The 12873-nt window shown below is 64.6% G+C and carries 14 protein-coding genes; 10 read left to right on the forward strand and 4 right to left on the reverse strand.

Features of this window, described 5'->3' with window-relative positions; translation table 11 throughout:
- Window positions 1–186 precede the first annotated feature (186 nt).
- The 5 genes from pepN (at window position 187) to gatB (ending at window position 7193) form a co-directional block, all read left to right on the forward strand.
- Window positions 187–2748 (forward strand): aminopeptidase N, encoded by a 2562-nt coding sequence (gene pepN / locus ATO9_RS12995; RefSeq protein ID WP_043749532.1) that lies wholly within the window; start codon window positions 187–189, stop codon window positions 2746–2748.
- An 8-nt stretch (window positions 2749–2756) separates the two neighbouring features.
- Window positions 2757–3290, forward strand: coding sequence for a thermonuclease family protein (locus tag ATO9_RS13000; RefSeq protein ID WP_043749533.1), 534 nt, complete (start codon window positions 2757–2759; stop codon window positions 3288–3290).
- Window positions 3291–3359: 69 nt separating this feature from the next.
- The gene (locus tag ATO9_RS13005) at window positions 3360–4106 is read left to right on the forward strand and encodes an SDR family oxidoreductase (protein ID WP_043749535.1); all 747 of its coding nucleotides are present in this window, start codon (window positions 3360–3362) and stop codon (window positions 4104–4106) included.
- A 283-nt stretch (window positions 4107–4389) separates the two neighbouring features.
- Entirely contained in the window at window positions 4390–5583 is a 1194-nt protein-coding gene (locus tag ATO9_RS13010; protein WP_156127856.1) for a hypothetical protein, read from the forward strand.
- Between the two features lie 98 nt (window positions 5584–5681).
- Window positions 5682–7193: an Asp-tRNA(Asn)/Glu-tRNA(Gln) amidotransferase subunit GatB gene (gatB, locus tag ATO9_RS13015; RefSeq protein ID WP_043749539.1), complete on the forward strand. Its 1512-nt coding sequence runs from the start codon at window positions 5682–5684 to the stop codon at window positions 7191–7193.
- Between the two features lie 7 nt (window positions 7194–7200).
- Here the strand turns inward: gatB and ATO9_RS13020 are convergent, their stop codons facing one another.
- Window positions 7201–7497 carry a hypothetical protein gene (locus tag ATO9_RS13020; protein WP_043749541.1) on the reverse strand — a complete coding sequence of 99 codons (297 nt, stop codon included), beginning with the start codon at window positions 7495–7497 and terminating at the stop codon, window positions 7201–7203.
- 67 nt (window positions 7498–7564) lie between these two features.
- Here ATO9_RS13020 and ATO9_RS13025 point away from each other — a divergent pair, with 67 nt between their 5' ends.
- The 4 genes from ATO9_RS13025 (at window position 7565) to ATO9_RS24580 (ending at window position 9942) form a co-directional block, all read left to right on the forward strand.
- On the forward strand, window positions 7565–8077 hold the full coding sequence (locus tag ATO9_RS13025) for an acyl-CoA thioesterase (RefSeq protein ID WP_238318745.1): 513 nt from the start codon (window positions 7565–7567) through the stop codon (window positions 8075–8077).
- A complete protein-coding gene (locus ATO9_RS13030) occupies window positions 8074–8544 on the forward strand; it encodes a thioesterase family protein (RefSeq protein WP_238318746.1) in 471 nt (156 codons plus the stop codon). Before ATO9_RS13025 ends, ATO9_RS13030 begins: the two co-directional genes overlap by 4 nt.
- 191 nt (window positions 8545–8735) lie before the next feature.
- Window positions 8736–9074: a CBU_0592 family membrane protein gene (locus ATO9_RS13035; protein ID WP_156127857.1), complete on the forward strand. Its 339-nt coding sequence runs from the start codon at window positions 8736–8738 to the stop codon at window positions 9072–9074.
- 160 nt (window positions 9075–9234) lie between these two features.
- Complete coding sequence (locus tag ATO9_RS24580) at window positions 9235–9942, forward strand: DUF4177 domain-containing protein (protein WP_202902137.1); 708 nt, start codon at window positions 9235–9237, stop codon at window positions 9940–9942.
- A 97-nt stretch (window positions 9943–10039) separates the two neighbouring features.
- Here ATO9_RS24580 and ATO9_RS13045 read toward each other — a convergent pair whose 3' ends face one another.
- Window positions 10040–10297 (reverse strand): BolA family protein, encoded by a 258-nt coding sequence (locus ATO9_RS13045; RefSeq protein ID WP_043749546.1) that lies wholly within the window; start codon window positions 10295–10297, stop codon window positions 10040–10042.
- Window positions 10298–10371: 74 nt separating this feature from the next.
- Here ATO9_RS13045 and ATO9_RS13050 point away from each other — a divergent pair, with 74 nt between their 5' ends.
- A complete protein-coding gene (locus ATO9_RS13050) occupies window positions 10372–11001 on the forward strand; it encodes a J domain-containing protein (protein ID WP_043749549.1) in 630 nt (209 codons plus the stop codon).
- 512 nt (window positions 11002–11513) lie between these two features.
- Here ATO9_RS13050 and ATO9_RS13055 read toward each other — a convergent pair.
- The gene (locus ATO9_RS13055; RefSeq protein ID WP_043749552.1) at window positions 11514–12227 is read right to left on the reverse strand and encodes an anti-sigma factor; all 714 of its coding nucleotides are present in this window, start codon (window positions 12225–12227) and stop codon (window positions 11514–11516) included.
- The gene (locus tag ATO9_RS13060; RefSeq protein ID WP_043749553.1) at window positions 12224–12766 is read right to left on the reverse strand and encodes a sigma-70 family RNA polymerase sigma factor; all 543 of its coding nucleotides are present in this window, start codon (window positions 12764–12766) and stop codon (window positions 12224–12226) included. The genes ATO9_RS13055 and ATO9_RS13060 overlap by 4 nt, the downstream gene beginning before the upstream one ends.
- Window positions 12767–12873 lie beyond the last annotated feature (107 nt).

Genomic DNA, 12873 nt, shown 5'->3' on the forward strand with positions numbered 1-12873 from the left:
CGTCCGACGGCCCGCATCGGTTCACTTCAAGTTTTCGTAAGGTCAGACGTTTGAGAAATCCGCCCCGCACCCTGAGCGGCCTGCACGACCGCATGACAAGGCCGTGCGCGCCCCGCGCCTCCCCCTTGCATCCCCCGCGCGCGGCTGGAACAAGTCATGTAACCCGACATGACAGGAGCTCAGGCGATGAAAGATACCGACACCGGTGGCCCGACCATCTATCTCAAGGATTACCAACCCTTCGGTTTCGTGGTCCGGGACGTGTCGCTGCGCTTCGTGCTGCACCCAACGGCCACGCGCGTGCACAGCCGCATCACCTTTGCCCCGAACCCTGACGCGACCGCCCCGCGCGACTTCTTCCTCGATGGCGAGGACCTGAAGCTGATCGAGGCCCGGATCGACGGCACCCCCGTCACCCCCGAGGTGACCGCCGAGGGCCTGCGCTGCGACGTCCCCGAGGGAGAGTTCGTCTGGGAAACCGAGGTCGAGATCGCCCCGGACGAAAACACCGCGCTTGAAGGGCTCTACATGTCCAACGGCATGTATTCGACCCAGTGCGAGGCGCAGGGCTTCCGCAAGATCACCTATTACCCCGACCGCCCCGACGTCATGTCCGTCTTCACCGTGCGGATCGAGTCGGACCTGCCGGTGTTGCTGTCGAACGGCAACAAGGTGGCAACCGGCGAAGGCTTTGCCGAATGGCACGATCCCTGGCCCAAACCGGCCTACCTGTTCGCGCTGGTCGCGGGCGAGTTGCTGAACCTGCCGGGCAGCTTCACCACCCGGTCGGGCAAGGAGGTCGAGCTGAACGTCTGGGTCCGCAAGGGCGACGAGGACAAGTGCGACTTTGCCATGGAGGCGCTGAAGAAGTCGATGAAATGGGACGAGGATGTCTACGGCCGGGAATACGACCTCGACATCTTCAACATCGTTGCCGTCGACGATTTCAACATGGGCGCGATGGAGAACAAGGGGCTGAACATCTTCAACTCCTCCGCCGTTCTGGCCAGCCCGGAAACCGCGACCGATGGCAATTTCGAACGGATCGAGGCGATCATCGCCCATGAATATTTCCACAACTGGACCGGCAACCGCATCACCTGCCGCGACTGGTTCCAGCTGTGCCTGAAGGAAGGGCTGACCGTGTTCCGCGACAGCCAGTTCACCGCCGACATGCGCTCGGCCCCGGTGAAACGGATCGGCGATGCGCTGGACCTGCGCGGGCGCCAGTTCCGCGAGGATGGCGGCCCGCTGGCGCACCCCGTGAGGCCCGAAAGCTTCAAGGAGATCAATAACTTCTACACTGCCACCGTCTATGAAAAGGGCGCGGAGGTGATCGGCATGCTCAAGCGTCTCGTCGGGGACGAGGCCTATGCCAAGGCGCTGGACCTCTATTTCGACCGCCATGACGGGCAGGCCTGCACGATCGAGGACTGGCTGAAGGTGTTCGAGGATGCGACCGGCCGCGACCTGTCGCAATTCAAGCTGTGGTATTCCCAGGCCGGCACGCCCAAGGTCACCATGTCCGAGGATTGGGATGGCGCGACCTATACGGTCACGCTGAAACAGCAGGTGCCGCCCACACCCGGCCAACCGGAAAAGGCACCACAGGTGATCCCCTTTGCGCTTGGCCTGCTGGACCCGTCCGGCAAGGAGGTGCAGCCCACCACCCTGCTGGAACTGACGGAGGCAGAGCAGAGCTTTACCTTCAAGGGCCTCAAGAATCGCCCGATCCCCTCGCCCTTGCGCGGCTTCTCGGCCCCGGTCATCCTGGACCGCGAGACCACAAACGAGGAACGCGCCTTCCTGCTGGCCCATGACACCGATCCCTTCGCCCGGTGGGAAGCGGGGCGGCAACTGGCCAAATCCGCGCTGATCGCCATGATCGACGGCGGCCAGGCCCCCGACGCCGCCTATCTGGACGCGCTGCGGCAGCTGGTGAAGGATGAAACGCTCGACCCGGCCTTCCGCGCACTGACCATGGCCCTGCCATCCGAAGACGACCTGGCCCAGACCTTTGCAGATATGGGCCGCACCCCGGACCCGCAGGCGATCTGGGACGGCCGCGAGGCGATGCGGGGTGCCGTCGCAGAGGTGCTGAAGGACGATCTGACCCTGCTCTACGCCGCCAACACGGTGACAGAGCCGTTCCGCCCGGATGCCGAACAGGGCGGCAAGCGCAGCTTTGCCAACGTGATCCTGTCGCTGATGACCCGGCAGGACAACGGCGACGCCGCCCGCGCCCAATACGCCGCCGCCGACAACATGACCCAGCAACTGGGCGCGCTGTCGGCCCTGCTGGCCAATGACCTGGGCTCGCTCGAACTCGGGGCCTTTGCCGATCAGTGGCAGGGCGAACGGCTGGTGATGGACAAGTGGTTCGCCATCCAGGTTTCGCATGCCCGCCCCGACCAGGCGGCGCAGGTGGCGTCGGACCTGACGGAACGCCCGGATTTCACCATGAAGAACCCCAACCGCTTCCGCGCGGTGATGGGGGCCCTGGCGATGAACCAGGCCGGGTTCCACCATGCGTCGGGCGCGGGGTACAAGCTGCTGGCGGACTGGCTGATCAAGCTCGACCCGCTGAACCCGCAGACCACGGCGCGGATGTGTTCGGCCTTCCAGACCTGGCGGCGCTACGACGCGGACCGGCAAGGCATGATCCGCGAGGAGCTTGAGCGCATCGCCGCCCTGCCCGGCCTGTCCCGTGACACCAGCGAAATGGTCGGCCGCATCCTGGAGGCCTGACCGCCGCGATGGCCCACAACGTCACCCGCTTCTACCGCGGGGCCCGGCGCCATCCCAAATGGGACATGGGTACGCCGCCGGGCCGCCGCCCGCCCCGCCGTGGCGGCAGCGCGCGGCTGGTCAAGTGGCTGATCTTCGGTGCGGTTTTCGTCCTCGCGGGACTACCGGCCGTGGACGCGGTCAACGGTGCGATCAAGACCGAAGGCACCTGCAAGGTCGTCCGCGTGATCGACGGCGACACGGTTGACCTGTGGTGTGGCGGGGCCGAGCTGGACCGTGCCCGCCTGACCGGCTTCGACACGGCCGAGATCTTTTCGCCGCAATGCCTGTCTGAACGGGTGACCGGGCTGCGCGGGCTCTGGGCACTGAAGGTCGAGCTGCTGACGGCCAGCACGATCCGGGTCAGCGGCGACCGGCGCGACCGCTATGACCGCCGCCTTGTCGCGCTGCGGGTGGACGGCACCCCGTTGGCCACCCGCATGATCGACCGGGGCGTCGCACGGGCCTATTCCGGCGGACGCCGCGCGCCGTGGTGCAGCTAAACCCTCGGCAGGTTTGCGCCTGCGGCCAAGGGGTGGTCTAGTCCCGATATTGGACAAGAGGAATCGCCCATGAACCGCACGCTTCTGATCACCGGCGCCAGTTCCGGCATCGGCGCAGCCTGTGCCATACGCGGAGCGGCGTCCGGCACCCATCTGCTGCTGCATTACGGTGCCAACAGGGAGGGCGTGGAAGAGGTGGCCGATACAGCCCGCATCGCCGGGGCCGAGGTCACGCTGATCCAGGCGGATGTGGGTAAATCCGACGACATCACCCGCCTGGGCCGCGAGTCGGCCGAGGCCAGCGATCCGTCTCTGCCGCTGCACCTGATCAATAATGCCGGGGTCGTCGACCAGACCGCGACCATCGCCGACATGACGCCCGACCGGCTGCACCGGATGTTCGGCATCAACACAATCGGCGCCATCCTCGTCGCCCGGGAGGCCGTGGCCCTGATGCGGCGCGGACAGGGCGGCGGTGGCATCGTCAACGTCTCGTCCACCGCGGCGCGGAAGGGGATGGGTGGTCAATATATCGACTACGCAGCGTCGAAGGGGGCCATCGATACCTTCACCATCGGCCTTGCGGATGAGCTCGCCCCCGAGGGCATCCGCGTCAACGGCGTGCGCCCCGGCCTGATCGAAACCGATATCCACGCGAAGGGGGGCGAACCCGACCGCCTGTCGAAGATCGGGGGCACGCCTCCGCTGGGCCGGCCCGGCACGGCGCAGGAAGTCGCCGATGCGATCCTCTGGCTGCTGTCGGACGGGGCCAGCTACGTGACGCGGACCATCGTGGACGTCGCAGGGGGCCGCTGAGGTGGAAATCCGCGTCAATTTGGGCGGAAATCCACTCATCCAAACAGGGGGTTCTGCCCAATTTTGATGATCCTGCCTTATTACTGAATTTTCGCAAGGCTATGAAATCATTCGGGTAATTCTAAAACCCGAAAAATTCATCTTAAAGTTTGGTAATACTTCGGTCCAGATTGCGCCGAAGTGACGGCCATGGTCATGGGGATAACTCTTATTCTCCCCGACCCCGCCTTTTTTCGGCCCGAAAGGGCGGCGACAACCGCGTCAGATAACGTTGGAGTTCCTGATGCCCGGTTTCGCAGATATCACCGCCAAACTCGCCAAGCGTAGCCAGGCGCAGGTGGCCCGGGACAAATCCACATCCGCCGAAACGCCGATCCGGCTGGAGCTTTCCGCCCTGCCCGTCCGCGACGAAACCAAGCATGACCGGGGCCGTAACGTATTCTTTTCGCGGGGACAATTCCTGGCCCGCCAGGACCGCTGGGATGTGCTGGGCCGGCTCATTGCCGAAACCGACCGCAACCGGCTGACCACACCGTCGGGTGTCTCCATGGCGTCGCTTCTGGCCGATGGTGCCCGCGCCGATGCGGTCAGCCAGGCCCGCACCGCCATCGCCGATGGCGGCCAGTCGACCCCCGCCGGGATCACCGCGCTGGAAGAACTGATCGAGGATCACGCCGAGACATGGGGCGTCGCCCTGGTCGTCGCCCGTGCGCAGATCGAATGCGCCTGGGCCTGGCAGGGACAGGTCGACCCCTATGCCTTGCCCCACAAGCCCAAGCCCGATTTCCACGATTGCTTTGCCCGCGCCTTCGAACTGATCGACTATGCCGGTGACCGCGCGCCCAAGAGCGCCGAGATCGCGGCCTCCCGCTGCGACCTGCTGGCTGCCGACCCGATGGCCGAGGCCCGCGTGGACCTGTTCCATGCCCGCGCGATGGAGGCCGACCCGGAAAACCCCGGTCGCCTGCGCGCCTACGGTGTCCACCTGCTGCCGCGCTGGTTCGGCACCCATACCCGCCTCGCCGCCACGGCGGAGGACATGGCCGTCAACGATGCCTGCGACTGGGGCAACCGCGCCTATACCTGGATGTGGTTCGATGCCCTGCGGCTCGACCCCGGCTCGGCCGCGGTGATGGAAGCCGACCGCTTCATTGCCGGCATGCATGAAATCCTCGAGATCAACCCGGCGCCGCACATGGCCAACCTGATGGCCGCCTATGCCGCCGGCATGTCCGCCGCCACCGCGCCCGACGACCTGTCGGCCGAGGCCCGCAAGGTTCGCGCCCGCATCCATGCCGCGCTGCCGGAACTGCTGGACGCCTACCTGACCGAACTGCACCCCCAGGTCTGGGCCCGTGCCCATGCCCTGCCCGGCTCTGCCCATGTCGGTCCGCTCAGCCATGGCCGCATCGCCGCCGCCGCCGCCCAGGCCCGCCAGGCGATCGACAACGCGATGAGCGATCGCGACGAGGCCTGAGCCCCGCGCGACCGCCTTTCCTGCAACGACGTCCGGGGCCTCTTGCCCCCCTGCGCCGCCTCGCCTAGAACGCCGGGGTGACAGACGCGGAGACGGCCATGCTCGACCTCACTTACGAGACCCCCAAGCCCAAGGTGATCGCCGGGGCGAAACATGACTGGGAACTGGTCATCGGGATGGAAATCCATGCCCAGGTGTCCTCCAAGGCCAAGCTGTTTTCCGGCGCCTCGACCGAGTTCGGCGCCGAACCGAATTCCCACGTTGCCTTCGTGGACGCGGCCATGCCCGGCATGCTGCCCGTCATCAACGAATTCTGCGTGGCGCAGGCGGTGCGCACCGGGCTGGGCCTGAAGGCGCAGATCAACCTGTGGTCCGCCTTCGACCGCAAGAACTATTTCTACCCCGACCTGCCGCAGGGCTACCAGATTTCCCAGCTTTATCATCCGATTGTGGGTGAAGGCGAAGTGCTGGTCGAAATGGACGAAGGCATCGCCCGCCTGGTCCGCATCGAACGCATCCACCTCGAGCAGGATGCCGGCAAGTCGATCCACGACATGGACCCGAACATGTCCTTCGTCGACCTCAACAGGACCGGTGTCGCGCTGATGGAGATCGTCTCCCGCCCCGACATCCGCGGGCCCGAGGAAGCGGCGGCCTATGTGACCAAGCTGCGCCAGATCCTGCGCTACCTGGGCACCTGCGACGGCAACATGCAGAACGGCAACCTGCGGGCGGACGTGAACGTGTCGGTCTGCCGTCCCGGCCAATACGAGAAGTACCAGGAAACACAGGACTTTTCCCACCTGGGCACGCGCTGCGAGATCAAGAACATGAATTCCATGCGCTTCATCCAGGCCGCGATCGACTACGAAGCGCGCCGCCAGATCGGCATTCTCGAAGCGGGCGGAGAAATCGTCCAGGAAACAAGGCTTTACGACCCGGACAAGAACGAAACCCGATCCATGCGCTCGAAGGAAGAAGCGCATGACTACCGCTATTTTCCCGATCCCGACCTGCTTCCGCTGGAGATCGAACAGGGCTGGGTCGACGATATCGCCGCCTCACTCCCGGAACTGCCGGACGAGAAAAAGGCACGCTTCATCAAGGAGTTGGGCCTGTCGGATTACGACGCATCGGTGCTGACCGCCGAGGTCGCGAACGCTGATTTCTTTGAGAAAACCGCCGCGGGGCGGGACGGGAAGCTGGCGGCGAACTGGGTCATCAACGAATTGTTCGGCCGGCTGAAAAAGGACGAGAAGGACATCACCGAAAGCCCCGTCTCTCCGGACCAGCTGGGTGGTATCATCGCCTTGATTTCAAAGGGAGATATCAGCGGCAAGATCGCCAAGGACCTGTTCGAGATCGTCTATGTCGAAGGCGGTGACCCGGCGGTGATCGTCGAGGAACGCGGGATGAAGCAGGTGACCGATACCGGCGCGATCGAGGCGGCGGTGGACGAAGTGATCGCTGCGAACCCTGCCCAGGTCGAAAAAGCCAAGCAAAATCCGAAGCTTGCGGGCTGGTTCGTGGGCCAGGTCATGAAGGCGACCGGCGGCAAGGCCAACCCCAAGGCGGTGAACGAGATCGTTGCGGCCAAGCTGGGTTTGTAACCTGATATCAGAGACTTGAGATAAAGGGCGCCCCATCGGAGGCGCCCTTTTTCGTGCCCGCCGCAAGACTGCGCAACACCCACCGAACGGGACGTCGGTATTGCGTCGGTATCACGTCGGTAGTGCGTCGGTGCGGGTTCAGCCCTTCGGCGGCCTCGGCCTGATGCTCCCCAACCAGAAGCTGGCCCGTCTTTTCGCGGACCGGCAACGGAACCGGTGCCAGCCGCCAGGGCGCGGCGTCACCGGAACCGCCTTGGAAGAGGTCAGTCGCCTGCGCGACCGCTTCCTCGACCACATCACCCATAACGCCTCTCTTTACCCCAAAGTCAGATCAATCTACCAACGGGTCAACTAAGCCGGAGGCGCCGAGAATGACCGCAGACCCCTATCGCAAACCCATGGCCGGAGAGATCGTCGACGGGCGGTTCCTGGGCGAGGAGATGGAGATCAAACCGGAGTGGATCGACTTCAACGGCCATCTCAACATGGCCTATTACGGGGTGCTGTTCGATGTGGGCTGCAATCACGGGTTCCGGGCCCTGGGCTTCGGCGATGCCTACCGGCGCGACCATGGCTTTACCACGATGACCGCGGATTTTCGCATCCGCTACCTGAGGGAGCTGCACCTGGGCGACCGGGTCAGGTGTTCGTTCCGCGTGGTGAAAGTGGGCAGCAAGGCGTTTCATTATTGCCAGGAATTGATCCATTCCGACGGCTGGGTGTCGGCCACGGCGGAAACGGTGAACCTGCATGTGGATATGAAGGCCCGCAGGGTTGCACCCTATACGGAGGCCCGTAGGGTAGCGCTGCACCAAATGGCCGAAGAACACAGCAAGTGGCCGGTCCCCGACTGGGTGGGGCTGCCGCTGGGAGTACGAAATTGAGCGAGATTTTCCTGTCCCCCGAAATGGACATCAAACCCGAATGGATCGACCAGAACGGGCATCTGAACATGGCCTATTACGGCGTGCTGTTCGATACCGGCGTGGACGAGGCCTGCAAGGAACTGGGGCTGGGCTGGGAATACACTGCGCAGGGCACACACACGACCTATTCGGCGGAGTTCCGGATCCGGTATCGGCAGGAGCTGCACCTGGGCCACAAGGTCCGCGCGTCGTTCCGGCTGCTGGATGTGGGGCCCAAGGCGATCCATTTCTGCCAGGAGCTGATCCATTCCGACGGCTGGGTCGCGGCGACGGGGGAGGGAATCTCTCTGCATATCGACCAGTCGGGGCCGCGGGTCGCGCCGTATCCGGACGATATCAAGGCCAAGCTGGATGCGATGCTGGCGAAACATGCCCAAATTCCGGTCCCCGACTGGGTCGGCGCGCCGATGCAGATCAGAAAGTGACCTAAGGTCAGGATTCGCTGACTTAGCCCCCATCCGACCTGTGGTATCCTGTCGGCATTTGAAGGGCATGGGCGACTTGTCCCCCGTGCAGGAATTGCCTGAACCGGCCCCTCATTTCCGGGGCCATACCTCTGATCTGACGATTGGCCGGGGGACCGGCCTGCCACTGGATTGTCGCGATGACGGAAGAGATGACCCTCCTCCTGCGATGGACCGGCTTTGTCGGGGTGATTTTGTACCTCGCCGCCTATTTCGGCGTGCAGACCGGGCGGATGAGCCCGGCGGGCTGGGTCTATCCCTGGATCAATATCGCCGCGGCGAGCCTTGTTCTGCTGAGCATGGCCGCGGACTGGAACCCGGCCTCGGCCGTGATGAACGGGGTCTGGATCGCCATAGGGCTGGGTCACGTATCGCTGCGGGTGGTGCAACGGAGAAGGTGGGCGGCATGGCGGCCACGGGACCGCGCCATGGCGCTGGCCCCGGAGGTCGTGGCGATGGACCCGCCGGTCGAGGACATCGCGCCGCGCTAGGCCCGAGGGCTCGGCCCAAGCCGCGGGAATGCGCGGATTTTCCCCTGAATTGACAAGTTTTGGTTCGTTTTCGGCCTCGAATTGTGGCTAGGTTAGAAACAATCGAGACTGGCCGGTCTGATAAGGTCTGAAGGCACGGCGCGGCAAGAACGGGTATGAGATGAGCAGCTACGAGTACAAGGTCGTCACGGCGCCCAGCAAGGGACGCAGGGGGCGTGGGGTGAAGGGGCCGGACGGGCGCTTTGCCTTTTCCCTGGAATTGCTGATGAACGAAATGGCCGCCGAGGGCTGGGAATACCAGCGCGCCGAGACCCTGCCATCCGAGGAACGCAGCGGGCTGAGTTCGACCCAGACCGTATATCGCAACGTCCTGATTTTCCGCCGCAAACGCGCGGGCGACATGAGCGCCTACGACCCCCGCCTGATTGAAGGGCCCGAGGCCGGGACGATCCTTCTGCCCCCCGCCGCCCCGGACGAGGATAGCCAGGGCGAGAGCGACGAGAGCCTGGCCGGCATGCTGCGCCGCCGGGCGAGCCGGTTGATGACCGGCAGCGCACGCGACGATGCCCATGCCTACGAGGACGAGGACGGGCTGGCCGCGGGCGACAGCAATGCGGCGGCCAGCCTGGCCGACCGGTTTGCCCGTATCGACGAAGAGGAAACCGTGGCCGCCGAGGCGGACACGCCGGCGCCTGATGCGCAGGCGGACCAGGGTGATGCCCGTGCAGAAGCCGACGGCGCGGCAGCCGATGCACAGGACGCTGCCACGGACGCGGAAGACCCGCAGGGTGACGAGGTCAGCAAACAGCCGGGACGCGGGCCGGTTGCGGGCAATGGGCCGCTGTCGCACCGGGCGGCCGCCGAATAAGACACACTCACGGCGACGAAAACCGGGCCTCGCGGGGCCCGGTTTTGCTTTGCTTGCGGGGATGTGCGGCCCGGATGGTCGCGACCGCCGCTGAGGATCAGGCCGACAATTCCAGCGCCAGGGCGTGGATGCGACCGATCAACGCGGGACCAAGCGCGGCATGCACGGCGCGGTGACGCTGGATGCGGGATTGTCCGTCCAGCGCCGCGGCCTTCATGCGCACGCGAAAATGGCTTTCCCCGCCCTCCTGGAACCCGGCATGGCCGCGATGTTCCTCGCTTTCATCGAGCACTTCGAGCTGCTCTGGCGCGAAGCTTTGCTCAAGACGTTCGCGTATCTCTGCCGACACTGACATTTTTTCTGACCTCGCCTCTTCAATCTGCGGAAAGTCAGTCTAAACTGCATCGCCTGACTCGGAAAGGACAACGCATGGCCAAGAGCGACCCCTTCGGATTCGACATGTCGGTTTCTTCCGCGAAGAAGAAGACCAATCGCGGTCGTCGCGGCATGTCAGGCGCCTCTGAGACCTCGACCAAGGTCTGTGAACATCCCGGCTGCGAAGAGCCGGGCAAGTACCGCGCGCCCAAGGCGCCGGACGTTCTGGACGATTACTACTGGTTCTGCCAGCAGCACGTCCGCGAATATAACCTGAAATGGAACTTCTTCGACGGCACGACCGAAGCCGAGATGAATGCCCAGATGACCAAGGACAAGGTCTGGGAACGCGACACCAAGCCCCTGGGCGACCCGGAAGCGCGGGCCTGGGCCCGGCTGGGCATCGACGACCCGCACCAGGTGCTGGGCCAGAACGCGACCCGGAACCCCGGCAAGAACGCGGATGGCCAGACCACGAAACGCCTGCCCTCGACCGAGCGGCGCGCGGTCGAGATCCTGGAAGCCAAGGACCACTGGTCAAAGGCCGAGGTCCGCAAGGCCTACAAGGCGCTGATCAAGGTGCTGCACCCGGACATGAATGGTGGCGACCGCAGCCAGGAAGAACAGCTTCAGCTGGTGGTCTGGGCCTGGGACCAGATCAAGGACAGCCGCAACTTCAAGTGAGGGTGGCGGGGCCGGCACCGGCCCCTGTCCCTTGGGCGGCGCGGCCGGCGACGGCCCCTGCCCTCCGCCCCGGCGATCTGACAGGGCCCTCAACAGGACAAGAAAAAAGGCGCGGCAGGAAATTCTGCCGCGCCTTCAGTTTTTCTGCACTATGCTCTCAGCGTCGATTATCGTCGAACATCAGGTCCTTGGACGTCAGGAAGATAATCTCTTCCTTCGCCTCGGATGCAGCCTGCCCCTCCAGAACGCTACCACCGGCGGAGACGAGCCCCGCCGCAACGATGGTAAGAAGGAGGGAGGTTCTGCGAGAGCAGATCATTTCTCTCAACAATGGACTAACCTATTCATTTCATGCGCCATGGTGACGCTATCAATGTACTTACTCAATGTGACGGTTGTGTCAAACCAACCGCAGCATCTTTATGCTGCAAGTGCAGCAGGAATTTGAAAAAAAGTATAACTTCTCGGCATATGCCCCGCAGCATCCGCGGATTTCCGCCCATTTTCGAACATCAGATACTTTCGACGGGACCGACCGCAAGGACATCGCCGGTGGGCGCCCCGGTCGGGGAACCGCCCTCGGGTTCGTCGGAAATGGCCAGCACCGCGTTCGGCAGGCGGGCCGCCAGATCGGCGGGCAGCACGACGCTTTCACGCTCGCTGCCATTGGGCCAGACGAGGACGGAGACGGGCGCCTGCCCCTCTGCGATCAGCCAGAATTCCAGCGAACGGCCGGGCGCCGCGGCGCCTGAGCGCTGAAGAACCTCGAGCGCGCCGGTATCCACATCATAGGCGGCGGCAAAGACGACGCTTTCATCCTCGGCCGCGATTCGGGCCTGGAATTCGGGCGCCGCGGGGGTCATGACCCCGGAATTCAAAACCACCCAGGCCAGGCCGGCAGCGACGAGACCGCCGGCGGCATAACCGAAGAGACCGCGCAGCGACTTGGGCCGGCGCAGCAGCGACAGGAAGCCGGTACCGCCGTCCTGTTCCGCCAACTTGGCCTCGATCCCGGCCCAGACGGCGGCGGGAGGGACGACCTCGGGCCAGTCGTCGGTCATGGCCACGAAATCCTCGGCCCAGGCGGCGACGGCGGCGCGGAAGGCCGGGTCGCCATTCAGACGCGCCTCGGCCTCGCGCCGGTCGGCGGCGGGCAGAAGACCCAGGACGTATTCGGCCGCGATGATGCGGTCGTCGTCGTCGCTGATGTCGGAGGCGTCGGTCATTCGCTCAGGCATTCCTTCAATTTCAACAGGCTGCGGCGCAGCCAGGTTCGCATCGTGTTGAGCGGCACGTCAAAGCGCGACGCGAGCTCGGCATAAGTTTCGCCTTCGATATAGGCGCGGCGGACCGCTTCGGCCCGGTCGAGCGGCAGGCGTTCGAAACAGGTCAGGATACGGGCCCTGTCGGAGGAGGCCATGGCCAGCGCCTCGGGTCCGGGCGCGGCATCCGGCAATTCATGGGCTTCGTCAAGCCCTGCCCCGCTGGCCCGGCGGGCGCGTAGACGGTCGATGGCGTGGTTCCGGGCGATGGTGATCAGCCAGGTCATCGGGGAATAGCCCCCGGCCCTGTAGCGATCCGCATTGCGCCACACCTTGATGTAGATTTCCTGCAAGGCCTCTTCTGCTTCGGCTTCTGACTTCAAGATACGCAGCACGACACCGAAGAGTTTCGCGGAGGTGTGACCATATAATTGCGCAAAGGCCGCGCGGTCCTTTCGCGCGGCGCCATCAATCAGCGTCTCGATTTCCTCCCGGGTGCTCATCTTTCTCCTTCGGCCGGTCTGGGTTGAGGCATGCCGCCGCGAACCCGAATTTTGCCCTTTCCCTCAAATCCCGCTTCGATATGTTGCGGGTTGGGCCGGGAACGAGA

This window comes from Pseudooceanicola atlanticus, from assembly GCF_000768315.1.
Taxonomy (GTDB): domain Bacteria; phylum Pseudomonadota; class Alphaproteobacteria; order Rhodobacterales; family Rhodobacteraceae; genus Pseudooceanicola; species Pseudooceanicola atlanticus.

Coding starts and splice junctions, on each gene's coding strand:
- pepN (WP_043749532.1), top strand. CDS start 187: ATGAAAGATACCGACACCGGTGGCCCGACCATCTATCTCAAGGATTAC.
- ATO9_RS13000 (WP_043749533.1), top strand. CDS start 2,757: ATGGCCCACAACGTCACCCGCTTCTACCGCGGGGCCCGGCGCCATCCC.
- ATO9_RS13005 (WP_043749535.1), top strand. CDS start 3,360: ATGAACCGCACGCTTCTGATCACCGGCGCCAGTTCCGGCATCGGCGCA.
- ATO9_RS13010 (WP_156127856.1), top strand. CDS start 4,390: ATGCCCGGTTTCGCAGATATCACCGCCAAACTCGCCAAGCGTAGCCAG.
- gatB (WP_043749539.1), top strand. CDS start 5,682: ATGCTCGACCTCACTTACGAGACCCCCAAGCCCAAGGTGATCGCCGGG.
- ATO9_RS13020 (WP_043749541.1), bottom strand. CDS start 7,497: ATGGGTGATGTGGTCGAGGAAGCGGTCGCGCAGGCGACTGACCTCTTC.
- ATO9_RS13025 (WP_238318745.1), top strand. CDS start 7,565: ATGACCGCAGACCCCTATCGCAAACCCATGGCCGGAGAGATCGTCGAC.
- ATO9_RS13035 (WP_156127857.1), top strand. CDS start 8,736: ATGACCCTCCTCCTGCGATGGACCGGCTTTGTCGGGGTGATTTTGTAC.
- ATO9_RS24580 (WP_202902137.1), top strand. CDS start 9,235: ATGAGCAGCTACGAGTACAAGGTCGTCACGGCGCCCAGCAAGGGACGC.
- ATO9_RS13045 (WP_043749546.1), bottom strand. CDS start 10,297: ATGTCAGTGTCGGCAGAGATACGCGAACGTCTTGAGCAAAGCTTCGCG.
- ATO9_RS13050 (WP_043749549.1), top strand. CDS start 10,372: ATGGCCAAGAGCGACCCCTTCGGATTCGACATGTCGGTTTCTTCCGCG.
- ATO9_RS13055 (WP_043749552.1), bottom strand. CDS start 12,227: ATGACCGACGCCTCCGACATCAGCGACGACGACGACCGCATCATCGCG.
- ATO9_RS13060 (WP_043749553.1), bottom strand. CDS start 12,766: ATGAGCACCCGGGAGGAAATCGAGACGCTGATTGATGGCGCCGCGCGA.